The 22,770-nt window shown below is 66.4% G+C and carries 22 protein-coding genes; 11 read left to right on the top strand and 11 right to left on the bottom strand.

Annotated elements, in window-relative coordinates; genetic code table 11:
- Window positions 1-40: 40 nt before the first annotated feature.
- The 7 genes from QO015_RS16185 to QO015_RS16155 are packed head-to-tail and all read left to right on the top strand — an operon-like array spanning window position 41 to window position 8,678.
- Window positions 41-1,048, top strand: coding sequence for an ABC transporter permease (locus QO015_RS16185; protein ID WP_266283027.1), 1,008 nt, complete (start codon window positions 41-43; stop codon window positions 1,046-1,048).
- A complete protein-coding gene (locus QO015_RS16180; RefSeq protein WP_266283029.1) occupies window positions 1,045-1,884 on the top strand; it encodes an ABC transporter permease in 840 nt (279 codons plus the stop codon). Before QO015_RS16185 ends, QO015_RS16180 begins: the two co-directional genes overlap by 4 nt.
- Window positions 1,885-1,895: 11 nt before the next feature.
- Window positions 1,896-2,894 carry an ABC transporter ATP-binding protein gene (locus QO015_RS16175; protein ID WP_266283031.1) on the top strand — a complete coding sequence of 333 codons (999 nt, stop codon included), beginning with the start codon at window positions 1,896-1,898 and terminating at the stop codon, window positions 2,892-2,894.
- A 4-nt stretch (window positions 2,895-2,898) separates the two neighbouring features.
- Window positions 2,899-3,684: an ABC transporter ATP-binding protein gene (locus QO015_RS16170; RefSeq protein WP_266283032.1), complete on the top strand. Its 786-nt coding sequence runs from the start codon at window positions 2,899-2,901 to the stop codon at window positions 3,682-3,684.
- A gap of 12 nt (window positions 3,685-3,696) precedes the next feature.
- Window positions 3,697-5,730 carry a hydantoinase/oxoprolinase family protein gene (locus tag QO015_RS16165; RefSeq protein ID WP_266283033.1) on the top strand — a complete coding sequence of 678 codons (2,034 nt, stop codon included), beginning with the start codon at window positions 3,697-3,699 and terminating at the stop codon, window positions 5,728-5,730.
- A 1-nt stretch (window position 5,731) separates the two neighbouring features.
- Window positions 5,732-7,408, top strand: a complete 1,677-nt coding sequence (locus QO015_RS16160; RefSeq protein ID WP_266283035.1) for a hydantoinase B/oxoprolinase family protein — start codon at window positions 5,732-5,734, stop codon at window positions 7,406-7,408.
- Entirely contained in the window at window positions 7,395-8,678 is a 1,284-nt protein-coding gene (locus tag QO015_RS16155; protein WP_266283037.1) for a metal-dependent hydrolase family protein, read from the top strand. The genes QO015_RS16160 and QO015_RS16155 overlap by 14 nt, the downstream gene beginning before the upstream one ends.
- Here the strand turns inward: QO015_RS16155 and QO015_RS16150 are convergent.
- Window positions 8,675-9,241 (bottom strand): DUF1349 domain-containing protein, encoded by a 567-nt coding sequence (locus QO015_RS16150; protein ID WP_266283039.1) that lies wholly within the window; start codon window positions 9,239-9,241, stop codon window positions 8,675-8,677. The genes QO015_RS16155 and QO015_RS16150 overlap by 4 nt on opposite strands.
- 129 nt (window positions 9,242-9,370) lie before the next feature.
- Between QO015_RS16150 and QO015_RS16145 the strand changes: the two genes are divergently transcribed.
- Both QO015_RS16145 and msrB read left to right on the top strand, forming a co-directional pair.
- Window positions 9,371-9,697 carry an NIPSNAP family protein gene (locus QO015_RS16145; RefSeq protein ID WP_266283041.1) on the top strand — a complete coding sequence of 109 codons (327 nt, stop codon included), beginning with the start codon at window positions 9,371-9,373 and terminating at the stop codon, window positions 9,695-9,697.
- 105 nt (window positions 9,698-9,802) lie between these two features.
- Entirely contained in the window at window positions 9,803-10,288 is a 486-nt protein-coding gene (gene msrB / locus QO015_RS16140) for a peptide-methionine (R)-S-oxide reductase MsrB (protein WP_266283042.1), read from the top strand.
- Between the two features lie 79 nt (window positions 10,289-10,367).
- Here the strand turns inward: msrB and msrA are convergent, their stop codons facing one another.
- The 5 genes from msrA to QO015_RS16115 all read right to left on the bottom strand — a co-directional run bounded on the left by msrA (window position 10,368) and on the right by QO015_RS16115 (window position 13,769).
- Window positions 10,368-11,096, bottom strand: a complete 729-nt coding sequence (gene msrA, locus QO015_RS16135; RefSeq protein WP_370877466.1) for a peptide-methionine (S)-S-oxide reductase MsrA — start codon at window positions 11,094-11,096, stop codon at window positions 10,368-10,370.
- Window positions 11,097-11,133: 37 nt separating this feature from the next.
- Window positions 11,134-11,910 carry a molybdopterin-binding protein gene (locus QO015_RS16130; protein WP_266283044.1) on the bottom strand — a complete coding sequence of 259 codons (777 nt, stop codon included), beginning with the start codon at window positions 11,908-11,910 and terminating at the stop codon, window positions 11,134-11,136.
- On the bottom strand, window positions 11,907-12,770 hold the full coding sequence (locus QO015_RS16125) for a cytochrome b/b6 domain-containing protein (RefSeq protein WP_266283046.1): 864 nt from the start codon (window positions 12,768-12,770) through the stop codon (window positions 11,907-11,909). The genes QO015_RS16130 and QO015_RS16125 overlap by 4 nt, the downstream gene beginning before the upstream one ends.
- Window positions 12,771-12,828: 58 nt before the next feature.
- Entirely contained in the window at window positions 12,829-13,104 is a 276-nt protein-coding gene (locus QO015_RS16120; protein WP_266283047.1) for a pentapeptide MXKDX repeat protein, read from the bottom strand.
- Window positions 13,105-13,328: 224 nt separating this feature from the next.
- The gene (locus QO015_RS16115; RefSeq protein WP_266283048.1) at window positions 13,329-13,769 is read right to left on the bottom strand and encodes a hypothetical protein; all 441 of its coding nucleotides are present in this window, start codon (window positions 13,767-13,769) and stop codon (window positions 13,329-13,331) included.
- Between the two features lie 254 nt (window positions 13,770-14,023).
- On the opposite strand from QO015_RS16115, the gene QO015_RS16110 reads away from it, so the two are divergent.
- Together QO015_RS16110 and QO015_RS16105 are read left to right on the top strand one after the other, a co-directional pair.
- Window positions 14,024-15,013 carry a potassium channel beta subunit family protein gene (locus QO015_RS16110; protein WP_266283049.1) on the top strand — a complete coding sequence of 330 codons (990 nt, stop codon included), beginning with the start codon at window positions 14,024-14,026 and terminating at the stop codon, window positions 15,011-15,013.
- 447 nt (window positions 15,014-15,460) lie between these two features.
- Window positions 15,461-16,006, top strand: a complete 546-nt coding sequence (locus tag QO015_RS16105; RefSeq protein ID WP_266283051.1) for a LuxR C-terminal-related transcriptional regulator — start codon at window positions 15,461-15,463, stop codon at window positions 16,004-16,006.
- 79 nt (window positions 16,007-16,085) lie between these two features.
- Here QO015_RS16105 and QO015_RS16100 read toward each other — a convergent pair whose 3' ends face one another.
- The 5 genes from QO015_RS16100 to QO015_RS16080 all read right to left on the bottom strand — a co-directional run bounded on the left by QO015_RS16100 (window position 16,086) and on the right by QO015_RS16080 (window position 22,587).
- Complete coding sequence (locus QO015_RS16100; RefSeq protein ID WP_266283052.1) at window positions 16,086-18,062, bottom strand: GumC family protein; 1,977 nt, start codon at window positions 18,060-18,062, stop codon at window positions 16,086-16,088.
- A gap of 241 nt (window positions 18,063-18,303) precedes the next feature.
- Complete coding sequence (locus QO015_RS16095; RefSeq protein ID WP_266283292.1) at window positions 18,304-19,425, bottom strand: glycosyltransferase family 4 protein; 1,122 nt, start codon at window positions 19,423-19,425, stop codon at window positions 18,304-18,306.
- Window positions 19,426-19,436: 11 nt separating this feature from the next.
- Window positions 19,437-20,546 (bottom strand): glycosyltransferase family 4 protein, encoded by a 1,110-nt coding sequence (locus QO015_RS16090; RefSeq protein ID WP_266283053.1) that lies wholly within the window; start codon window positions 20,544-20,546, stop codon window positions 19,437-19,439.
- On the bottom strand, window positions 20,543-21,490 hold the full coding sequence (locus QO015_RS16085) for a glycosyltransferase family 2 protein (protein ID WP_266283054.1): 948 nt from the start codon (window positions 21,488-21,490) through the stop codon (window positions 20,543-20,545). The genes QO015_RS16090 and QO015_RS16085 overlap by 4 nt, the downstream gene beginning before the upstream one ends.
- On the bottom strand, window positions 21,490-22,587 hold the full coding sequence (locus tag QO015_RS16080) for a polysaccharide biosynthesis/export family protein (protein ID WP_266283056.1): 1,098 nt from the start codon (window positions 22,585-22,587) through the stop codon (window positions 21,490-21,492). Before QO015_RS16080 ends, QO015_RS16085 begins: the two co-directional genes overlap by 1 nt.
- Window positions 22,588-22,770 lie beyond the last annotated feature (183 nt).

The following is a 22,770-nucleotide window of genomic DNA, read 5'->3' as shown; positions in this document are numbered from 1 at the left end:
GAGATCTCCGTATTCGACGGTCGAGCGAAGGATCCCTTCATTGCGCTATGTTGCCGAGCGGATCCTTTTCTCGATCCTTTCCCTTTGCGTCCTGCTGTTCATCACGTTCCTGCTCAGCCATGTGGTGGCCGGCGATCCGGCCATCGTCGCGGCGGGACCGAATGCCGGTGCCGACAAGATCGCGGCCGTCCGGCTGGAGATGGGCCTCGACCAGCCGATGCTGGTGCAGTTCTGGCGCTACTGCGCCGCCGTCTTCCAGGGAGATTTCGGCACTTCGTGGTTCACGCGCCAGCCCATCGCCAACGATCTGGTGCGCGAGCTCCCGCCCTCGCTGGAACTCGTCTTCATCGCGATGCTGATCAATCTCTCGATCTCGCTGCCGCTCGGCCTCCTCACAGCACGCTATGCCGGCAGCCGTTTCGACGATCTCGTGCGCCTTCTGGTGCTCGCCGGCGCCGGCCTGCCGGTGTTCTGGCTGGCCATCATCCTGCAGCAGGTGGTCGCGGGCGACTGGCAGCTGCTGCCGACTGCCGGCCGGCTCGGCTTCGAAAACCGCGAATTCGTCGGCGCGACGGGCTTCACCCTGTTCGACAGCCTCGCGCAGGGACGTCTCGACGTTTTCGCCGATGCGCTCGCGCATCTCGTGCTCCCCGCCTTCGCGCTGTCGCTGCTCTTCACCGCCGTCGGCGTGCGCATCACCCGCACCGCGATGATCAGCGAATTCCGAAAGGACTATGTCGTGCTCGCCCGCGCCAAGGGTGCCAGCGAGGGCCGCATCATGGCCCGTCACGTCTTCGCAAATGGCGCGACGCCTGCCCTCACCGTCTTCGGCATGCAGTTCGGCTGGATGCTGGGCGCGACGGTGCTGGTCGAGGAGATCTTCGGTCGTCCCGGCATCGGTCGCTATGCGGTGAAGGCGGTGACGCAGTCCGACATCCATGCCGTGGTTGCGGTCGTGTTCGTGGTCGGCCTGGTCTTCCTGCTCGCCAATCTCGTGGTCGACGTGACGCTCTTCCTCATCAACCCGCGCCGTCGGGTGAAGGCGTGAGCGTGTTCGTGAAGCTCTGGTCCTATCCGAAGACCAATATCGAGCGCGTCGCGCTCGTGCTGGTGCTCGCCATCATCCTCGTCGCGATTCTCGGGCCGTTCCTCGCGCCGTTCGATCCGCTGAAGATCGCCTTCCGCAGCAAGTTGCAGGAACCCTCGTGGGTGCACTGGCTCGGGACGGACGGTTCCGGTCGTGACGTTCTCTCCCGCCTCCTGCACGGCGCGCAGCTGACGCTGTCGGCGACGATGCTGGTTCTCGTCGTGGTGGTCGCGATCGGCTGCGCCATCGGCATCTTCTCCGCCTTCGTCGGCGGCGCGGTCGACAACATGCTGATGCGCCTCACCGATATCTGGCTCGGCTTCCCGCCGCTCATCCTGGCGCTCGGCTTCGCCTCCGCACTCGGCGCGAGCCTTTCCGCCGCGATCTGGGCGCTGATCTTCTCCTGGTGGCCGAACTATGCACGCCTGTCGCGCATGGTGACCTCCGACATCCTCTCGCAGAAATTCATCGCGAGCGCCGACGCGCTCGGCGTTCCGACGCACCGCAAGGTGTTCCACTACGTCATCCCGAACGCACTCGACGTTCTCGTCGTGCAGGTGGCGCTCGACGTCTCGGCCGTGATGCTCGCGATCTCGGGCCTCTCCTTCATCGGCGTCGGTGCGCAGATCCCGGCTCCCGAGTGGGGCGCCATGATCGCCGACGGCCGCTCCTATGTCGCCAATGGCTGGTGGATCGTTCTCGCGCCCGGCCTCGCCATCTTCATCACCGCGGTCAGCTTCAACGTGGTCGGCGACATGCTGCGCCGCGAGTTCGACCCGACCTCGCGGCGGCGATGATGACCGAGACGATGTCCCACGCCACCCCCCTTTCGCCGTCCGAGGCGCCGCTGCTCGAAGTCCGCGACGCCGCGGTGGCACTCAAATCAGGCGACCGCACCATGGTGTCCGGCGTCTCGCTCTCGGTCATGCCCCGCGAGGTGTTCGGCATCGTCGGCGAGTCGGGCTCCGGCAAGACGCTGCTGACGCGCACGCTGCTCGGCCTGCAGGACGATGCCTATGTCGCCGCCGGCAGCGTCCGCTTCGACGGCCGCGATATCCCCTCGACCGGCTATGCCGCGAGCGCGCGGAAGCTCCTCGGCCACTCGATCGGCTTCGTGCCGCAAGACCCCTTCTCCTCGCTCAATCCCTCGATGAAGATCGGCAAGCAGATCACCGAGGCGATCCATCTCGCCAAGGGCTGGCCGATGGGCGCGGAGAAGACGCGCGAGGCGGCAATCCGCCTGATGGCCGAGGTCGGCATTCCCGAACCGGCGCTCGCCTTCGACCAGTATCCCGACCAGTTTTCGGGCGGCATGCGCCAGCGCATCGTCTTCGCCATCGCGCTCTCGCAGGACCCGAAGCTCCTGGTCGCCGACGAGCCGACGACCGCTCTCGACGCCATCACCCAGCGCCGCGTCATCGAGTTGATCCTCGACCGCAGCCGCAGCCATGGCCTCGCCGTCATCCTGATCAGCCACAATCTGGAACTGCTGCGCCAGAGCGTCGGCCGGATCGCGGTCCTCTATGGCGGCCAATTGCACACGGTCGTCGATGCCGGCGATATCGGGACGCGGGTCGTGCATCCCTATGCCGAGGCGCTGTTCGCCTGCATCCCCACCCGCGACAAGGAGCTCGCCGATATCCGCTCGATCCCGGGTGAGCCGGTCGGCGCCGGCTTCGGGCTCACGGGCTGCGCCTTCTCGACCCGCTGCGCCCATGTGGAGGCCATCTGCCGAACCGCTCCACTGCCGCTGAACGGGACGCTGGCGCCGCGCTTCAGCGCATGCATCCTCGGCCGGGGAGCCTGACGCCATGACGGCCGACACCCCGCTTCCAATGGTCGAGCTCCAGGGCGTCTCGAAGAGCTTCGCCCGCCGCCTCTTCGTGCAGAACCGCAGCTTCGCGCTTCGCGACATCGACATCACGATCGGCCGCGGCGAAGTGGTCGGCATCCTCGGCGAATCCGGCTCGGGCAAATCGACCGTCGCCAATATCGTCACCTGCCTCACCGGCTATGACGGCGGCACCTATCGCTTCAAGGGCCGCGACATCGCGACCTTCACGCGGCGCGAGCGCTTCGCCTTCAAGTCGGACGTGCAGATCGTCTTCCAGGATCCGTATGGCAGCCTGAACCCGCGCGCCACCGTCCGCGCCAGCGTCATGGAGAGCCTGCTTTTGCACCGGCGGGACCTCGACAAGGCCGGCCGCATGGAGCGCGCCGACCTTCTGCTCGAGGAAGTGGGCATTCCGGCATCGGCTGGCGACCGCTATCCGCACGAGTTCTCGGGCGGCCAGCGGCAACGCATCGCGATCGCGCGGGCGATCGCCGTCGAGCCGGAGCTTCTCGTCTGCGACGAGCCGCTCTCCTCGCTCGACGTCTCCATCCAGGCCCAGATCCTGGAGCTCTTCGTGCGCATGATCCGCGAGCGCGCGCTCACCATCGTCTTCATCTCGCACGACGTGAATGTCGTGCGGCTCATCTGCGACCGCGTCTATGTCATGAACCAGGGCGCGGTGGTGGAATCCGGGCCGGCGCGGGATGTCCTCAGCAATCCCAAGAACGAGTACACGGCGCGTCTGCTCGATGCCGTCTACTGATCCGAGGCAAAAATGAGCCGACACAAACTGGCCATCGATATCGGCGGCACCTTCATCGACGTGGTCGTCTTCGACCTCGACAACCGGCAGCTCCGCGCTTTCAAGCTGCCGACGACGCCGCATGATCCGGCCGAGGGCGTGGTCGCGGCGGTCGGCCAGCTCGGCTTTCCGCCAGCAGACATCGCCGATTTCGTGCACGGGACAACGCTGGGACTGAACGCGATCCTTGAGCGCAAGGGCGCCCGCGTCGGCATCATCACCAACGAAGGCTTCCGCGACATCTTCGAGATCGGCCGCGGCGCCGTCGACTTCGCCGACATGTATCGATTCGACTACGATCCGCCGCCACGCATCGTCGAGCGTCGCGACATCAAGGGCGTTGCCGGCCGCATGGACTTCGAGGGCAACGAAGTGACGCCGCTCGACCGAGAGGCGGTGGTCGCCGCCGCCAAGGCGCTGCAGGATGCGGGCTGCACGGCGCTGGCCGTCAGTTTCCTGCATTCCTATGCCAATACCGCGCATGAGCGCGAAGCGGTCGAACTCATCCGCGCCGCCTGCCCCGGCATCGAGGTCTCGGCCGGCGCACTGATCGCCAACGAATATCGCGAATATGAGCGCACCAGCACGGCAGTGCTCGACGCCTATATCAAGCCGGTGCTCCGCAACTATCTCGGCCGCGTCTCCGGCGGCATGGCGGCAAAGGGCTTTGCCGGCCAGAAATTCGTCATGAACTCGTCCGGCGGCGCGCTGACCTTCGACCTCGCGGAAGCCGAACCGATCGCGACCGTCTTCTCCGGCCCGGCCGGGGGCGTCTCTGGAGCCCTGCATGTCGCGCGCGAGACCGGACGCGGCAATGTGCTCTCGGTCGATGTCGGCGGCACCAGCCTCGACGCCTGCCTGATCGTCGGCGGCGAGCCGATGGACGTCTTCGAGGCGCGCATCGAGAATTTCTCGATCCTGCAACCGATCTTCGACCTTCGCACGCTCGGCGCCGGCGGCGGCTCGATCGCCTGGATCGACAATGCGCTGCTGCGCGTCGGCCCCGAAAGCGCCGGCGCCGTTCCCGGACCCGCCTGCTATGGCCGCGGCGGGACCGAGGCGACGGTGACCGACGCAGCCGTCGTGCTCGGCTATATCGACACCGGCAATTTCATGGGCGGCTCGATGAACGTCGCCCGCGATCTCGCCGAGACGGCGTTGCGCACGCATGTCGCGGAGCCGCTCGGCCTCTCGGTCGAGGATGCGGCCCGCTCGATCTTCGACGTGCTGATCTCGCGCACCGCCTCGTCGATCAAGGAGATGATGCTGGAACGCGGCCTCGATCCCGGCGAGTTCTCGATGCTGGGTTTTGGCGGCTGCGGCCCGCTGCTCGGGCCGATGCTGCAGAACGAGCTGGAGATGCCCGAACTCGTGATCCCGCCGCTCCCCTCGGTCTTTTCGGCCTGGGGCATGCTGGCAAGCGATCTTTCCTTCAGCGACAGCGTCTCCGTGCTCGCGACGATCTCAGACGCGAGCATGGCGGCGCTTGCCGAAACCGCCGAGGCTCTGCGGAACCGAAGCACGGCGGCGCTCGCGGAGAAGGTCGGCCGGCCGATCGAGCCGTCCGTCGCCTTCCTCGCCCGCGTCCGCTTCCTCGGCCAGGAGCACACGTTGAGCATTCCCTATGCTCCCGGCGACGACGCGGCGACCTTCCTGACCCGCTTCTCGGACACGCATCAGGACCGGTTCGGTCACACCTTCCGCAGCGAGGCCGAGATCGTCTCGCTGATGGTGAAGCTCGTCGTCGTGGCAGAGAAGCCCGATCTCGCCACGCGCGTTCGCGCCTCGTCGACCCTGACGGCGAGCGCGCCCCACCGCCTGTTCGATCAGGCGGCCGGCGCCATGGTCGACTGCGAGAAGGTCAGCCGCGACGCGCTCGAACACGGCCGCGCCTATCCCGGGCCGCTCCTCGTGATCGACGAGGGCTCGTCGCTCGCGATCCACGGCAACCAGACCCTTACGGTCGACGAGCACGGCATGCTCTCGATCGCTCGCTCGGAGACCTGACATGACCATCAGCAAGGCGGCGGAAACCGAGATCGTCTCGGCCCTGTTCTTCTCGGCGGCCGAGCAGATGCGGCGCACGCTGGTGCGCACGGCCTTCAACGCGGTCATCTACGAGGTGCTCGATTTCGGCATCTCGATCGCCGATGCGAAAGGACGCATGGTCGCCGAAGCGGCCGGCATCACCTCGTTCATTGGCGGCAACGACTACGCGCTGAAGATGCTGATCGAGAACATGGACATGGCCTCGCTGCGCCCCGGCGATGTCGTGATCCTGAACTATCCCTACTGGAACTCGGCGCACATGTCGGATGCGCTTTTGATGTCGCCGGTCTTCGTCGACGGCGATGCAATCGACATGTTCCTGTGCGTGCGCGCGCACTGGCTCGATCTCGGCGCCAAGGATCCGGGCTACGTCATCGACTCGACGAACATCCACCAGGAAGGGCTAATCCTTCCCGGCGTGCGCATCATCAAGGAAGGGAAGCTCGACGCCGACCTCTGGAAGGTACTGGAGGCGAATTCCCGTCTTCCCGAGGCGATCCGTGGCGATTTCGGCGCGCAGGTCGCCTGCCTCAGGACCGGCGAAGCTTGCGTGCGCGACATCTACAGGAAGTTCGGCCGCGAGCGCGTGCTCGCCGCGATCGAGGCCTTCTTCGTCCATGCCGACGAGAAGACCCGGCAGGCGCTGGCCGGCCTCCCCAAGGGGTCGTGGTCGGCGGAGGAATGGCTCGACGACGACGGCGTGACGCCGGACATGATCAAGATGGCGGTCGACGTGACGATCACCGACGACCGCATGACCGTCGATTACAACCGCTCGGCACCGATGGTGGAAGGGCCGATCAACGTGCCCTATGGTGCGACGGTCTCGATGGCGAAGACCTATTTCAAATATCTGACCTCGCCGCTGACGCCCAGCAACCACGGCAACTTCATGGCGCTCGACGTCCGCGCCGAGCCCGGCAACATGTTCCACGCCGTCTATCCGTCCTCGACCTACATGCCGTGGACGCACATGGTCGCCTTCGAGCTCATCGCCAAGGCGCTGGCGCCGGTCATCGACTGGCTGCCGGCCGCGTCCGGCGGCGACGAGCCGGGCTTCATGGCCATGGGCCGCCACCATCGCACCAGCAAGTACTACGTCATCAGCAACAACGAGGGGATCGGCTGGGGCGGCACCCATCTCCATGACGGCGCCACGGCGCTGCAGCATCCCTCGACGAGCACGGTGCGCAACACTCCGATCGAGGTGCTGGAGCGGCAGGCCAACCTCTTCCACGAGGGACTGGAACTGATCCCGAATTCCGGCGGCCCCGGCAAGCATCGCGGCGGCCTCGGCGTGCGCCGGGCCATCCGCATGGTCGGTGACACCGAGATCATCTCGATGAAGAAGAAGTCGAAGACCGGCGGATGGGGACTCAAGGGCGGCGAGCCGTCGCCGGTTCGCAATCACATGGTCCTCTGGCCCGGCGAGGCGCGCGAGAAGAAGGTCGGCATGTATCGCGCGAAGCTGAAGACGGGCGAGCGCCTCGTCAACTACAGCGCCGGCGGCTCCGGCTGGGGCGATCCGGCACAGCGCGACGCCGCCGCGGCCCGCTACGATGCCGAGAATGGGTATGTCGATCCGTCGGCCGAACCCATCGAGCCCGTGAAGGTGGAAACCTATGCCAAGTCCTGAGAAGAAGACTGCGGACGCCAAGATCCCCGACGGTCTGCCGAGCTATGCGCTGACCGGCGCCAACATCGTCGATGTCGTCGCGGGTGCGATCGTGACCGGCAAGGCGGTCGTGATCGGAGGCGACAAGATCGTCGCGATCAAGGACGAGGCGGACCTCGATCCCGGCCTCAGGCGCGTCGATCTTGGCGGGCGCTATCTCTCGCCGGGCCTCATCGACTGCCATGCGCATGTCTATATCGGCGCCTTCAACGACGGCCGCTCGGTTCTGCCGTCGGAGATGACGGCGCGCGCGGGCCTGCATCTCTCCGGCATGCTGCATCGCGGCTTCACGACCATCCGCGACGCCGGCGGCGCCGATCAGGGCCACAGGGCGGCGCAGGAGAAGGGCCTCTTCAAGGGGCCGCGCATGTTCGTCGCCGGCCGCATCCTTTCGCAGACCGGCGGCCATGGCGATCATCGCGGCCGCGCCGAGTTCTGCAATTGCGGCGAGGCGCTCGGCGGCGTCGGCATCATCGCCGATGGCGTCGACGAGGTTCGCAAGGCCGTGCGCGAGAACATTCGCCAGGGCTGCGACCACATCAAGATCATGGCCGGCGGCGGCGTTTCCTCGCCGGGCGACAAGCTGGTCCATCCGCAATATTCGCTGGAGGAGATCACCGCCATCGCCGACGAGGCGACGCGTTCGGGGCGCTATGTCATGGCGCATGTCTACAGCGACATCGGCATCCGACGCGCCGTCTCCTGCGGCGTCCGCTCGATCGAGCACGGCAACTTCCTCACCGACGAGACCGCGAAGCTGATGGCCGAGCGCGAGGCGCATCTCGTGCCGACCCTCATCACCTACGAGGCCGATGCGATCTATGGCATGGGTTTCGGCTGGTCTGAGGAAAATCAGGAGAAGAACGCCGAGGTACTGGCGAGCGGCCTCAAATCGCTGGAAGTCGCGCTGCGGAACGGCGTCAATATCGGCTACGGCACCGATCTCTGCTGGTCACCGAAAAGCTATCAGGCGGACGGCCTGCTCATCCACCAGACGGTCTGCGGTCCCGCCGAGGCGCTGCGCCACGCGACGGTGAACAACGCCAAGATCATCCGCATGGACGGCAAGGTCGGCGTCATCGCCGAGGGCGCCTTTGCCGATCTCGTCGTCGTCGATGCCAATCCGCTTTCAGGCCTCGAATGCTTCGCCCAGGAGGAGAACCGCGTCGTCGCGGTGCTCCAGTCGGGTCGCCCCGTCCGCGACGATGCGGGCCTGCTGACGGCCGCCTAGACCATCTCGCGTTCGATCGCGGATCCAAGCTCGAGGCGCGTGAAGCGCACCTCGAGCCCCTCGCCGCTCGGCGAGCAGGCCATCGGCCCCCAGGAGACCGTGGCGGGCATCGGCAGGAAGGCGAGGCGCACCAGATGCCAAGCCCCGTCTTCGAGCACGTCGATGCGCAGCGCTTCGGCGTGGCGCGTCACGCGCAACGTCACCGGGCCATGGGGATCGCCGTGCCAGGGCCGGACGGACCAGTCGGACTGGTCGTTCCGCGTCACCACGACCGAGAACTTCGCCGTGCCTTCCGTGAACTCGATGCCGCATTTCATCCAGGTGCGGTCGTCGACATGGATCATCGCGCCGGCCTGGTCATATTGCTGAGTGAAGGACGCTGAGAAGGTGACGACCAGCGTCGCATCGCCCTGCGCCTCGCGGCCGAGAAAATGTCCCGAGAGGTGCAGGAAGCCGTAGAACGTGTTGTTCCACCAGTCGGTTTCGCGGCCCGTGCGGACAATGAGCGCCCCGCCCTCGTGCCGCACATGCGGCGGCTCGTTCAGCCAGCGTCCTTCGAACATGACCTTCCTCCTCCAACACGGGCCGAGAATGCCCCGTCCATCGCCGCTGCACCAGTGCCGGCGGGGACTTGTCCGACAAGGCGTGCTCGGCCATTCTCGCCGCCTTGCGATCTGAGGAGAGGAACCGCCGTGATCTACGAACTGCGCATCTATACGAGCCCGCCCGGCCGACTTCCCGACCTGCTCGCCCGCTTCCAGAACCTGACGCTCGCCCTCTGGGACAAGCACGGAATTCGCCAGGCCGGTTTTTGGACCACGATGATCGGCGAATCGAACAACCAGCTCACCTATCTTCTCGCCTGGGAATCGCTCGCCGAGCGCGAGACGAAGTGGACCGCCTTCATCAAGGATCCGGACTGGGTCAGCGGCCGCGACCATACCGAGCGCAACGGACCGATCGTCGCGAACGTCTCCAGCCAGTTGCTGCAACCGACCGCCTTCTCCTCCGTCCGCTGACGATCAACTGTCGGTGATCCGATCCCGCCGCCGTCACGTTCGGCGTCGGCGCTGCGTATGGCCACATGGGAGCCCTTCGGCTCACGAGCCAGATGGAGACGCGCAATGATCACCCGCAGATTGCTGATCGGTGCCGGCGTCGCTGCGATCGGTGCAGGCGCCTTCGGGCGTTTCGCTTCGGCCGCGGCGGGCGGGACCTATGAGGTCACGCTGACCGAGGCGGAATGGCGGAAGCGCCTGACGCCCGCCCAGTTCGCAGTGCTGCGCGAGGAGGCCACGGAACGGCCCTATACGAGCCCGCTGCTCGAAGAGCATCGCGCCGGAACCTTCGCCTGTGCCGGCTGCGCGCTGCCACTCTTCTCGTCGACGACGAAGTTCGACAGCGGCACGGGCTGGCCGAGCTTCTGGCAGCCGCTGCCGAAGGCGGTCGGCACGACGTCCGACACCTCCTTCGGCATGGTCCGCACCGAAGTCCATTGCGCCCGCTGCGGCGGCCATCTCGGCCATGTCTTCGACGACGGCCCGAAGCCGACGGGCCTTCGCTATTGCATGAACGGCGTCGCCCTCGCCTTCACGCCCGGCAGCGCGTGAGACATGCCGCGCCCGTGACGAAATCGTCCCCGCTCCACCTTCCCGCTTCGCGGGGGAGAACGGGCGGGGACGTCGCGACTCAGCTCTTCGCGTCGGAAACGAGGACCGGCTTGTCGCGATAGCGATCCGGGAACAACTTCCTGAGGTTCTCGATCTTCGGCAGATCGTTGTAGACGATATAGGGATAGGTCGGGTTCAGCGTCAGGAAGTCCTGGTGATAAGCCTCGGCCGGGTAGAAGCCCTTCAGCGGAGCGATCTCGGTGACGATTTTCGCCGGATAGGCACCGGTCTTGTCCAGTTGCGCCACATAGGCCTCCGCCACCTTCCGCTGCGCCGCATCCTTCGCGAAGATCGCCGAGCGATACTGCGTTCCGGTGTCGGGGCCCTGTCGGTTGAGCTGGGTCGGGTCATGCGCGACCGAGAAATAGATCTGCAGGATTTCGCCATAGCTGATCACCTTGGGATCGAAGGTGACCGCGACGGCTTCGGCATGGCCTGTCCTGCCCGAGCCGACGACGGAATATTGCGCAGTCGACGCGTCGCCGCCGGAATAACCAGACACTGCGCGCGAGACGCCCTTCACATGCTGGAAGACGCCCTGCACGCCCCAGAAGCAGCCGCCGGCCAGCACCGCCGTCTCCGGGCCGCTCTTTGCGGCCTCGTCGACTACCGGCGGCGGGATCACGAAGGCCTCGCCGTCGGCCCTCGCCGTTCCGACCACGCCGGAGGCGGCGAGGCCGGCTGCAACCAGAGCGCCGGCGAGGAGAAGTGGTATCCGGATGTCGCGTATCCGCGCTGCCATTCTCATCATGACGAAGTCCTTTCTCGTCAGCCGGCCAATCGCGTCAGATGCCGGCATACCATTCATAGCCACGGTCTTCCCAGAAGCCGCCCTTGCCGCGGTAGAAGCGGGCGAAGCTGTCGACGATCTCGAGCCGCATCAGATACTTGGCCTGTTTGTAGCCGAGCTGCCGCTCGACCCGGAGCCGCAGCGGCGCGCCATGCGCGATGGGCAGGTCGCGGCCGTTCATGCCATAGGCGAGGATCGTCTGAGGGTGGAACGCATCCACGAGATCGATACTCTCATAGTAGCGGCCGCTGCCATCGAGCGTCTTCTCGTACTCGTCGGCGCAATGGAACACGACATAGCGCGCACCAGGGCGAAGGCCAGCGGCCTTGAGCACCAAAGCGAGCGGCACGCCGGTCCATTTGCCGATCGCGCTCCAGCCCTCGACACAGTCGTGGCGGGTGATCTGCGTCCGCGCCGGCATCGCCCGAAGATCGGCGAGCGACAGGGAGAGCGGCCGCTCGACCATGCCATCGACCTGAAGCCGCCAGTCGGCGAAGCCGCCCTCGGCAAGCCGCTGATAGGCCTCGTCGTCGGGATTGTGCGTGCCGTTCGACTTGAAGACGGGCGACAGGTCGGCCTCGGTGAATTCGCGGGCGAGGGCATCGCCGGAGAGGAGCAGCCGCTGGGCGCGCATCGTCAGCTGTTCGGCCATGTCGAGGACGCTGCGGATACCGTCGCTCGCCGAAAGCGGCGCGCAGGCGGAGAGGGCAGCGGCGGCAGCGGTTACGCCGGCGCCGGTCAGGAGGCGGCGGCGGTCGATGCGGATGGTCACGACTTGGGCTCCCTGGTCTCGATCGCGTAGCGCCCGGTGATCATCGAGCGGAGATTGTTGAAGAGGCCGGACGCGAACACCATCGCGAGATGGATCACGACGAAGAGGACGAGCAGCGTCGCGGCAATGAAATGCAGGCTTCGCGCCGACTGGCGGCCGCCGAAGAGATCGACGAGCCAGGGCAGCGCCGCATCCATGCCGGGCGACATCGTCAGCCCGGTCAGCACCATGACCGGCAGCAGCACGAAGGCGACGCCGCAATAGGCCAACTTCTGCAGAGCGTTGTAGCGCCGCGCCTCCTCGCCTTTCGGGAAGCGCAGCCGGGCATGGGTGGCGATCTCGTGCCAGAGATGGCGCGGCGTCAGCTGATCCCGGCTCGGCGCGAGATCGCGACGGAAATGGCCTGCCAGGAAGCCGTAGACGAGATAGGCGAAGCCGTTGATGACGAACAGCCAGGCGAAGAAGAAATGCCAGCGTCGACCCTCGGCGAGATCGCGAAAGCCCGGCAGTGTCGCGACGTTCGGAAATCCGCGCGGCCGAATCTCGCCATTGACCTTGGACGCGCCGAGCACGCCCGTGGTCGGGATCTCCAGCGCGCCGATGCGCGTCACCCCCTCGATCGCACCGCCCTCGCCCCGCTTCGCCTCGAGCGCCAGGAAGGACCAGTCGGCATCTGCGCCATAGTGGCCCCAGTAGAGCTCCGGATGGGCGTTGAAGATCTGCAGTCCGCTCATCAGCAGAATGCCGAAACAGAGCACGTTGACCCAGTGCGTCACCCGCACCGTCCCGGAGTGCCGGCGAACCAGAACCCGTCGCGGCTGTGTCGCCCCATCCGCCGCCTTGCGATCGCCACTGTCCATCGCCGTCTCCTCCGGCCTTGCCGGCCCCGCGCGAGCGGGACCGGCGCAGTGATGTGCGTTACTTTGCCGGCTTCATCGCATCGCCCTGCATGGCATCGCCTTGCATTGCGTCACCCTGCATGGCGTCGCTCTTCATCATGTCGCCCTGCATGGCGTCCCCCTTCATGGCGTCATCGCAGCTCTGGCCGGCCGGGCAGTCGGGCTTCATCTGGTCGGACGCCATGGCGTCGCCACCCATGGCGTCGGCCTTCATCGCGTCCTCCGCGTGGGCGGCCCCGAGAAGCGCGATGGTGGCGAGGGCGGCGGCGAAGAGGGTCTTGCTGGCGGTGTTCATGGTGGATCGTCCTTCTCTGGAGGATGAAAGCTGGGCCGAGATGGCAAAGGTCTCCCTGCCGGCCGCGAGGGTCCCGCGGCAGGCTGTTCTCGGGAGCATGACTCCCCCGGCTGATCGATTGCGGCCGAAGGGCCGTCGCTTGCGAGGAAGGCGCCGTCGAGGCCGCCTCCACCCATGCCTTACGAAGGCCGGCCAAGAAGCGTTACGAGGTCACTCTCTTGTGATCAGAGCGCGCCCGACGCGTTGCGCCACTTCTGCGCTGCATGGGAGCAGGCGACCAGGAAGCTGGTGCTCCAGCCGAAGCTCACGATGCCGCTCATCGCAATGAGCGGGCCGGCGATCGGCGGCACCCGCGATCCCTCGGGCGCTGCCAGACCGAGGGTCGTGAAGTTCGAGATGGCATAGAGAAAGGCATCGCCGAAATTCATGGGGACCGAGCCGGGCACCTGAGATCCCGCCATGACCAGGAGGGCGCAGACCGTGACGTCGGCGAAGTTGATCAGGACGAGGCCGAAGATCGCAAGCCCGAAGGAGACCTCCGCCCCCATAACGCGGCGGACCGGAAACGACCCTAGGGTGGCGTTGAACAGGCTCCTGATGAGGAAGATTCCAAGCCAGTGACATGCGAGCACCGCGAAGACGGAGAGGATACCGAGGACGATCATCGCTGTGCCAGCCGCTCTTGCATCACGCTCTGAATGGTTTCAAATGGCGCGTCGGCGAGCGGTTCGGCCGCGCCTGACCATGATGGCCCATCGGCCGCCGTCGGCAAACCCCGATGCCGGCGCTGACGCGGAGGCCACCTCCGCTGTCGGCCGCGCGACGTGCCGGGAGGCACGACCAGGGCCTGGATGACATGATCGCGGGACCGGTTCGGCCCATCGCCGACCGCGCTCCCGCCGGATGCAAGGAAGATGCGATGAACTATCGTCGGTTGGGCAAATCGGGCCTGCAGGTCAGCGAACTGTCGCTGGGCTCCTGGGTGACCTTCGGCAAGCAGGTCGACCAGAAGGACGCGATCGCCATCATGAAGCGCGCCTATGAGGCGGGCATCAACTTCTTCGACAATGCCGAAGGCTACGAGGCCGGCGTGTCCGAGGCGCTGATGGGCGAGGCGCTCGCCAGCCTCGGCTGGAGCCGCGACAGCTATGTCGTGTCCTCCAAGGTGTTCTGGGGCGGCTCCAAGCCGACGCAGCGCGGCCTTTCGCGCAAGCATGTGACGGATGCCTGTCATGCGGCGCTGAAGCGGCTCCAGGTCGAGTATCTCGATCTCTATTTCTGCCATCGCCCGGACATCGATACGCCGATCGAGGAGACCGTTCGCGCCATGCACGACCTCGTCGCGCAGGGCAAGGTGCTCTACTGGGGCACCTCAGAATGGTCGGCACAGCAGATCACCGAGGCCTATGGCGTCGCGCGCGCGATGAACCTGACGCCGCCCACCATGGAACAGCCGCAGTACAACATCTTCGAGCGCCAGAAGGTCGAGGGCGACTACCTGCCGCTCTACGAGCTCGTCGGACTCGGCACAACGATCTGGTCGCCGCTCGCCTCGGGCGTACTCACCGGCAAGTATTCCAAGGGCATTCCCGATGGCAGCCGCCTCAACCTCCCGGGCTATGAGTGGCTGAAGGAGATCTGGCAGAGCGAAGGTGGCAAGGCCAAGCTCGCCAAGGTCGACGAACTGGCGGCGCTCGCGAAGGAGATCGGCATCTCCATGACGCATCTGGCACTCCTGTGGTGCCTCGCCAACCCGCATGTATCGACGGTGATCCTCGGCGCCTCGAAGCTCTCGCAGCTGGAGGACAACCTCGCGGCCCTCGACAACCGCGACAAGGTCACGCCCGAGGTCATGGCCCGCATCGACGACATCGTCGGCAACAAGCCGGCCGGCCCGCAGCGCTACTAGTCGGTCGCCCGTCCGGCGGTCGAACGGGCCGCCGGACGGCACCTGCCATTCTAGCGATGCCATACGCCTTTCGAGGCGGGCACCATCCTTTACGCCAAGAAAAAGGCGCCGGCCGCACTCAATTGACGCAATTGCGGGCGCCCGCCGATACTATATCATTTGCTGATGTTAATCATTCAGTCACGATATTCGTGATGTATTGCCCAATGAATGATTTAACGCGTCGGCTTGAATTGTATTTCGATTATAGAGATTCCCGTTTGGGAGATGTTTTATACGTCATGACACGGCACGAATCACCGTAATCACGGGTAAAAGCCCTCGGGCTCGCTTATGAACCAGCCGCAGACGCTCGTTCTGATCGACCGCAACCGACTGAGCCGCGAGAGCTTGGCGCGTACGCTCTCCTTGAGCGGCGCAGCTGCCTCCGTCATCGCATTCGCAAGCGTGGCCGACTGGATAGCGTCGAACAGCCGACCCGGCGGCCCGACGGCGGATCTCGCGATCCTCGTCCAACGCCTCAGCGATCACACCGCATCATCGCTTTGGGAACTGCGCCAGCTCCGCGAGACCGCCGACATGCCGGTGGTGGTCGTGTCCGACGACGGGCGTCCCGATACCATCCTCCGGGCGCTCGATCTCGGCGCCAGGGCCTATATTCCGAGCAGTATCGGGATTGACATAGCGCTCGAGGCGATCCGCATCGTCACGGCAGGCGGAACCTTCGTCCCGGCCAACAGCCTTTCCGATTATCGCCGCACGAGCGACAGGGAGAAGGGGATCGTCTGGCCGCTGTCGCTGTTCACGGACCGCCAGCAGGCCGTGATCGCGTTGCTGCGACAGGGGAAGAGCAACAAGACGATCGCGCACGAGCTCAACATGCGCGAGAGCACGGTCAAGGTTCACGTCCGCAACATCATGAAGGCGATCCATGCGAAGAATCGCACCGAGATCGCCGTTCGCCTCTCCTCAGTGAACGGCGATGCAGGATGAGACGGCGCGAAGAGCCGCGGGCGGAATGAGACGGGCGCGCGGGGGATGCGACTCTTGAACGACGAGGCGCCTTCCCTGCCTATGCCGGATGATACTTGGCGAGCGAATGGGAGAAGATCGCCGCGTCCTTGAAGCCGTAGAGACGATATCGGCGGGGATTGACCATGTTGAGTACGGTCAATGCCGGGTGGCGATTGGCTTCCCTCAGGCGAGATGCCGCGACCTCGACGGTCCGCAGCGGCGTCCGGCCCCAGCGGATGACCATCACGGTTCGATCGATCTGCTGCGCGAGGAAGATGCTGTCGGTGGACGCCAGCACCGGGGCGCTGTCGACGATCACCACCTGCCCCCGTGCGCGCGCGAAGCGGAGAATTCCTTCGAGATCCGGCAGGTGATGACGCGGCTGCATGCCATGCGCACCGCGCGGAATGACGTCGACTCCGGTGACATCGTCGCGGTGGACGACGCCCGCGAGATCCGAACGTCCGGAAAACAGCTCGTTGAGCCCGGGCTTCGTTCCGGCCCCGAACGACGCCCCGAGGTCGCCGCGCGTCAGATCGCCGTCCACGAGCAGAACGGGCTTGCCCGCCGCCACCAGTTCCAGCGCCAGCGCCCGTGCCACGAAGGATTTGCCTTCGTGATCGAGCGCCGAGGTAACGAGGATGCTCTCGGGGAATTCACCCCCATTCGCCTGCCAGAGCGACACGAGGACGGCCCGGATCGACTCGCCGAAGACGCCGCGTATCGCTGGAGCCTGCCCGCGCCGGCGCCGGTGTCCCGGCATGACTGGAAGGAGGCCGGCGGGCACGAGCCCGGGGATGGCCGCAAGCTGGTCCTGGCTGCGGACACTGCCGTCGAGCATCTCGCGCAGGAGGGCGACGGTAAGGGACGCGGCGAGCGCGGCGCAGAAGGCGGCGACCAGATAGAAAAGCCGCCCGCGCCCCTGGGGAGCCAGTGGAACGGCGGCCGGCGACAGCACCTCGATGACATCCGATACCGGCATGGCGGAGCGGTCCGCCAGCGACCGACGCTGCTGCTCGATCGCGTCGAGCGCACTCTGCTCCGTCTCCGCCTTCGCCAGCAGGCTCTCGAGTTCGGTCTGCGCCTGCGCCGAGCGGGTCAGGCGGTCCTCGGCAACGGCCAGTTCCTCGGTCACGGACTGCCGCTCGCTCTCGAGCACATCGAGCCTGGTCCTGAGAACCTGCACGTGGTGATCGACCTCGGCCGAGAACACCGAACGCAGCGACAAGAGCTTGGCCCGCGTCTCGACGACCTCGTCCGCGTTTTCGCCATAGACCTTCAGCAGCTGGTCGAGAGCCCGTTGCTGCATGTCCACGTCGCGGAAGGTGGCTGCGAGGGGCTCGGGAAGCTCGTATTTTCCGAGCGCCGATTCGATATCCGGCGACGTGAGGGCGATGATCATGCCGCGGACCTGCTCGCGCTCGGCTGCCAGTTGCTTCAGCCGTGCGGAAAGGTCCTCCACCGCCTTGAACTGGGCCGCCTGGGCCTCGTTGGAGACCGGCCCGACGGTTTCGCGATAGCGTCTCACCGCCTCGCGCGCCTCGTTCGCCCGTAGCCGCTGCTCCGCGATGCGCTTCTCGACGAAGTCCTCGATCTGCTCGAAGCGGCGCCTTTCGATGGTCGCGCGTTCATCGAGATAGACGTCCAGCAGCTTCGCCGGAACGGATGCCGCGAGGACCGGATCCTCGGAATCGAAGCCTATCTGGACGACATTCGAAAGGCCGTCGCGCCGAAGCGCCAGCGCGCGGTAGTAGCGCTGCACGACCGCCTCCATCGTATCGGTCCCGAGAGCCGCGGGCTCGCGACTGACGCCCCGATCGATCAGTTGCCTGGCAAGGGTGCGAACACGGTCGGTGAGACTTTCTTCCCTGAGCGACGGGTTGAACTCGGCGCGATCGAAAAGCCCCAGTTCGCGGATGACGCGATCCGTGCTGCCACGGGCCACCATCCGCTCCATCTCCGATGCGATATCAGGCGGCGTATCATCCCGTTCGCCGATGACGAGAGACGTGCCGGGCGAACTCCTGATCATCACGCGGGCCTCCGCATGATAGGAGGCCCGCAGGCCCAGGATCGTCGGGACGAAGGCCGCGGTCAAAAGGACCGTCATGATGGCGATGAGCCAGAAGCGTCGGCGTATGAGCCGAAATCCGGAGGACAGGTCGAACTCGTCCGGCCGCGCCACGATCGGCGGGGGCGCCGCGAAGCGGCTCCGCGCGAAGGCCTCATTGGCCGGGAGGTGGCCGATGACGGGAGTCAGTCGGACCCCGCCCGTCCTATCGATGTTTGACGGTTTCATAGAGGCACTCGAGCGATGAGAGGTAAGACTGGATGCTGAAGTCGGCGAGAAATTTCCGCCGGGCGGCTTCGCCGAGGCGCGTTCGCAGAGCCTCGTCCCTCACCAGGAGCGCGAGCGCCTCGGCGAGCGCTTCGGGGTCGCCGACCGGAACGAAGAGGCCCGTCTCGCCATCGCTGACGGCCTCTTCATGCGCCCCCACCCGCGTCGTGACCACGGCGAGCCCATGGGCCATTCCCTCGATGACCGCCATGGCAAGGCCTTCGGCCCGCGAGGGAAGCACCAGGATCGCCGCTTCTCGGCAGAGTGCCCGCGTGGCCTCCACACCGAGCCACCCGGGAAAGCTGGTGCGTTTCGCAAGGCCGAGCGCCGCCGCCCGATGCCGGTATTCGTCGACCGGGCCATCTCCCGCGATCACGGCCCGCCATTGCAGCCTCGCCATGACCGGGCTCGCCAGCGCCTGAAGCAATTCGGGCACGCCCTTGCGCGTCCCGAGCCGCCCCAGGAACAGGATCACCGGCTGGCGCCCCCGGTCCCGTACCGTGTCGCCGGGATCGGGAACGCAATTCCTGAGGATCGTGAGCCGCGCGGCATCGACGCCGATCAGGCCGGCCAGCGTCTTCTCGTCGCGCAGGCCGAGCGCAATGACCCTGTCGGCTCCCTGGAACATGCGCCGGATCGAGGACTGGAGCGCAGGCGGCCGGGACGCAAAGTCGTCGGCATAGTCGTAGTCGTGCAGATGGAGGATGTGGCGGCAGCCGAGCGCGCGCGCTGCCGCCGCCAGGAGAAGCTTGCGCCGGGTACTGCCGCGTCCGGCGACATGGATATGATGAATGCGGCCGGGCGCCTGAACGCGATCCGACGTCATGGCGACGATCGCCAGGACCAGGCGCATCACGGAGACGGGAGCGAACCAGCGAGGTCCCCGCGTATCGGTGACTGCGTGCTGCACGCCGGAAGCGGCCGCGGCATCGACGACATAGCCGACCAGACGGCCGATACCGCCGCCATGCTCGCGGCCGCCCGCAACATAGTGTCGGACCGCGACAGCGACGGATCCGGCGTTGGCCCGGCTCGCGGAGGCACGGCCCGCCGGCAGCATATCGGCGCGGTCTAGCTCGGCACGCATGACTGCACCACCTTTCGATAGAGGTCGGCCGCCTTTTCGCCTACGGCGCCGGGCGCGTTCGGACCGCGCGCCCAGGCGAGCGCGTTGCCGCTCAGCCTTGCGCGCAGATCGGCGTCGCGGCTGAGCGTCAGCATGGCGTCCGCCAAGGCTTCAGGCTGACCCGCGGGCACGATGAGGCCCAGCTGATTGGGGGCGACGGTCGCGGCCAGTTCGCCGACATCCGTCACGACGACCGGGGTACCGAACGCCGCGGCGAGATTGAGCACGCCGCTTTGCGATGCCTCGGTGTAAGGGAGCACCACGAGATCGGCGTCGAGGAACAGCTGCGCGACCTCGATGTCCTCGATGAACCGGTTGCGGATATCGTAGCGGGACGGATCGCCCATCAGCGGCCTGAACTCGTGCGGATCGTCGCCTCGTCCGGCGATGACCACCCTGAGGCCAGGCAGGCGGCCCTTGAGCAGAGCCTCGGCTTCAACAAGCGTCTCGAGGCCCTTGTAGGCGAAGATCCGGCCAAACAGCAGCACGCGGAACGTTCCGTCCTCGGGGCGTCGTCGCATCCCTTCCCGTTTGGCCAGGTCGGCATAGCGCTGGATGGCTGGATGGGAGAGGACATGGACGTGATCCAGCGGCTTGGCATAGCGCGTGACCGCAAGGCTCCGGAGCCCGTTCCCGTGCACGACGAGGTGATCCGACTGCCGTGCCATGAGGTTCGTCGCCCAGCGCGGAACCACGCGGCTGTCCGAGTCACCCGGATGCAGCTCGACATCATGGACCGTCGTCACGAGAGGGATCGGTCGCCAGAAGGGAGCGGCGAGATTGAACCAGAGCGTCGAGTTGCTGAGCATGTGGATGACGGACGGCGCTTCGCGCCGAACGAGGCGTGTCAGCTCGAACAGAAATCGCGGATTGGCCGGCGACCGGTGGCGGGGCCAGTCGAGAAGCCGAAGGTCGACCGACGGATCGAACCAGGGCGCCAGATGGCCATATCGACGGCGCGGCACGCCGAGCAGGACGGGAACGTGCTGCGCGACGCCGTTCACGAAGGAGATCGTGTAGTCCTCCAACTCGGAGACCAGCATCATCACCTTCATTCCGCGACCTCCGGCCGGGCGGGACGACCGCCGTGAGTCCGGAGCCGCCAGGCGGCGCGCGCGGCATCGCGCAGGCGGCGCAGCGCATTGGGCTCGCCGGCGAAGGACAGTCCTTGCTGCAGCAGCCGCAGCTGCGCCGCGGCGTCGGCGCCGTCGAGGTGCGCCCGCGCCAGCCGGTATGGAAGGTGATCGGCGAGATCGAGACGATAGGGAGAATGTCGGTCGGCGAGGAAGCCGTTGACGGCGGCGACGCTCGCCTCCCAGTGGCTGGCACGCCGGCTCAGCATGGCTGCGTCGTCGCCGTCGCGATACCATCCATTGCGATGCAGCCGGTAGTAGCCCAGGCTCGCGCCGAGGCTTGCGACCTCGCATGCGAAGGGATAGGCGCCCGTCAGCCAGGCGTCGGCCGAAAGACGGAAGCTGTCGGGGATATCGCCGACCGCGTCCCATGTCGCGCGCCGGACGGCGATGGCGGAGGTCATGGGATATGGCCACCAGCCCGCCGACCGCGCGAGGCGCCGGGAGAGGTCGCCGGAACACAGCGTGCGCGGGATCGGCCGCAGCACTGGCTTGCCGTCACGTACGGGCTGGAGCCGGTGATAGACGAGGCCTATCCGCGCACTGGATCGGAAAGCGGCAGCGACGCTTGCGAGCTTTTGCGGATGCCAGCTGTCGTCGGCATCCAGGAAGCAGAGGACGCTTCCCCGGCTCGCCCGAACGCCTTCGTTGAGCGCGGCAGCCTGGCCACCATTGCTGCGCAGGATCGGCCGGATCCTGTCTCCGAAGCCCGCAAGCACATCGCGTGAATTGTCGGTGGACCCGTCGTCGACGACGACGATCTCGCGGTCCGACTCCGTCTGCGCGAGCGCCGACGCCACCGCCTCGCCGACATAGCGGCCATAGTTGTAGTTGTTGACGATGACGCTGAAGGTGGGTCTCGACATCAGCCGGTCCCCTTGCCGAAGGAGACGTCGAGGATGTCGCCGGCGCGCAGCTCCGTATTCATCTGCGCGGCGATCGCCGTCTCGTTTCCGTCGATCGTCCTGTAGATGGTGACGACCGGCCTCAACGCGAGCGCATCGGCTTCCGACAGCGTGACGCCCGCCTCGACGATCTGGTCGGACAGAGCCTGAAGCTCGGCCTTGACGCGCTCGCGCTCAACCAGCAGGCCGCGCAGCTGGTTCTGGATGTCGGCTCGCCACTTGATGTCCGCCGAAGCGATCTCGTACTCGACATTGGAACGAGCCTGCTTGGCGCGCGCCGTCACCGCGCGATTTTCGAGCACATCCTGCGATGCGTCGGAGAGGACGGACTGAAGTTCCTGCAGCCGCGTCAGCGGCATCAGCTCCCGCTCGACGAGATGGCGCGCCCTCGCGACCTGCTCGGTGGCGAGCTTCTGCTCGTTCTCCTGCAAGTCCGCCTGCTGGGAGAGGACATCGATCTCAAAATCGTAGAGCGACATCTGGTCCTTGAGGTGAGCCTGGTTCTCGGTCCAGCTCGCGAGTCGATCGGCGAGAATGCCCTGGTCGATCGCCACGACAGCGCCGAGATCGGGCTTGGCGCCCGTCTCTTCGCCGGATTTCGGCCTCGGCGTCCGGCTGAGTTCGTCGTCCAGCCGCGAAATGCTGCTGTTGATCTGGAGCAGCTGGAAGGACGCGACCTGCCAGCGCGCCCGCAAGTCCGGGACATTGACCGCGTCGGCATTTCCTGGCGACTTGCCGATGCCGCCGGCGAGGATCAGGGCATGACGCACCGTCAGCCCCGGCTCGAACTCGATGGCGCCCGAGCGCGCGACACGGCCGCCGACATAGATTGGCCGGTAGCGAGCGATCTCGACCAGGACCGTCGGTGTCCTCAATATCCCTTTCTGGACGAGCAGCAACTCGAGGCGCTGTCGCGCTTCGTCGAGATCGAGTCCGGCCAGCGGCACGCTGCCGAGCTGCGGCAATGCGATCATGCCGTCGGTGTCGACCCTGCGCTCACCGTTCAGTCTCGGCGTCTCGGCAACGGTCACGCGCACCGTATCCCCGAGTTCGATCACGCCTCCCCGCGACGGGAGGACGGAGAGGGCGAGGAGAGATGCGGCCGCGGCTCCCTGAAGAAACAGTCGGCGGGCCGCTCGTCGGCCATCTACGAGCATTTTCGCGATCATGATTCGTCCCGTTCATGAACAGGCGGCGATGTCGAGGGTGCTTTGTTCGATGAGCCGAGGCAGCGACCGGAC

Source organism: Kaistia geumhonensis, from assembly GCF_030815145.1.
Classification (GTDB): domain Bacteria; phylum Pseudomonadota; class Alphaproteobacteria; order Rhizobiales; family Kaistiaceae; genus Kaistia; species Kaistia geumhonensis.
Note: the sequence above shows the minus strand (reverse complement) of the source record. Positions and strands in the feature narration are given on the sequence as shown.

What these genes read in the sequence shown, in the direction of transcription:
- QO015_RS16115 (WP_266283048.1), bottom strand. Translation starts at nt 13,769, where the DNA reads ATGATCGTCCTCGGTATCCTCTCCGTCTTCGCGGTGCTCGCATGTCAC.
- QO015_RS16155 (WP_266283037.1), top strand. Translation starts at nt 7,395, where the DNA reads ATGCCAAGTCCTGAGAAGAAGACTGCGGACGCCAAGATCCCCGACGGT.
- QO015_RS16150 (WP_266283039.1), bottom strand. Translation starts at nt 9,241, where the DNA reads ATGTTCGAAGGACGCTGGCTGAACGAGCCGCCGCATGTGCGGCACGAG.
- QO015_RS16085 (WP_266283054.1), bottom strand. Translation starts at nt 21,490, where the DNA reads ATGTCGAGACCCACCTTCAGCGTCATCGTCAACAACTACAACTATGGC.
- QO015_RS16090 (WP_266283053.1), bottom strand. Translation starts at nt 20,546, where the DNA reads ATGAAGGTGATGATGCTGGTCTCCGAGTTGGAGGACTACACGATCTCC.
- QO015_RS16165 (WP_266283033.1), top strand. Translation starts at nt 3,697, where the DNA reads ATGAGCCGACACAAACTGGCCATCGATATCGGCGGCACCTTCATCGAC.
- QO015_RS16120 (WP_266283047.1), bottom strand. Translation starts at nt 13,104, where the DNA reads ATGAACACCGCCAGCAAGACCCTCTTCGCCGCCGCCCTCGCCACCATC.
- QO015_RS16125 (WP_266283046.1), bottom strand. Translation starts at nt 12,770, where the DNA reads ATGGACAGTGGCGATCGCAAGGCGGCGGATGGGGCGACACAGCCGCGA.
- QO015_RS16110 (WP_266283049.1), top strand. Translation starts at nt 14,024, where the DNA reads ATGAACTATCGTCGGTTGGGCAAATCGGGCCTGCAGGTCAGCGAACTG.
- QO015_RS16160 (WP_266283035.1), top strand. Translation starts at nt 5,732, where the DNA reads ATGACCATCAGCAAGGCGGCGGAAACCGAGATCGTCTCGGCCCTGTTC.
- QO015_RS16175 (WP_266283031.1), top strand. Translation starts at nt 1,896, where the DNA reads ATGTCCCACGCCACCCCCCTTTCGCCGTCCGAGGCGCCGCTGCTCGAA.
- msrB (WP_266283042.1), top strand. Translation starts at nt 9,803, where the DNA reads ATGATCACCCGCAGATTGCTGATCGGTGCCGGCGTCGCTGCGATCGGT.
- msrA (WP_370877466.1), bottom strand. Translation starts at nt 11,096, where the DNA reads ATGAGAATGGCAGCGCGGATACGCGACATCCGGATACCACTTCTCCTC.
- QO015_RS16170 (WP_266283032.1), top strand. Translation starts at nt 2,899, where the DNA reads ATGACGGCCGACACCCCGCTTCCAATGGTCGAGCTCCAGGGCGTCTCG.
- QO015_RS16095 (WP_266283292.1), bottom strand. Translation starts at nt 19,425, where the DNA reads ATGCTGCCGGCGGGCCGTGCCTCCGCGAGCCGGGCCAACGCCGGATCC.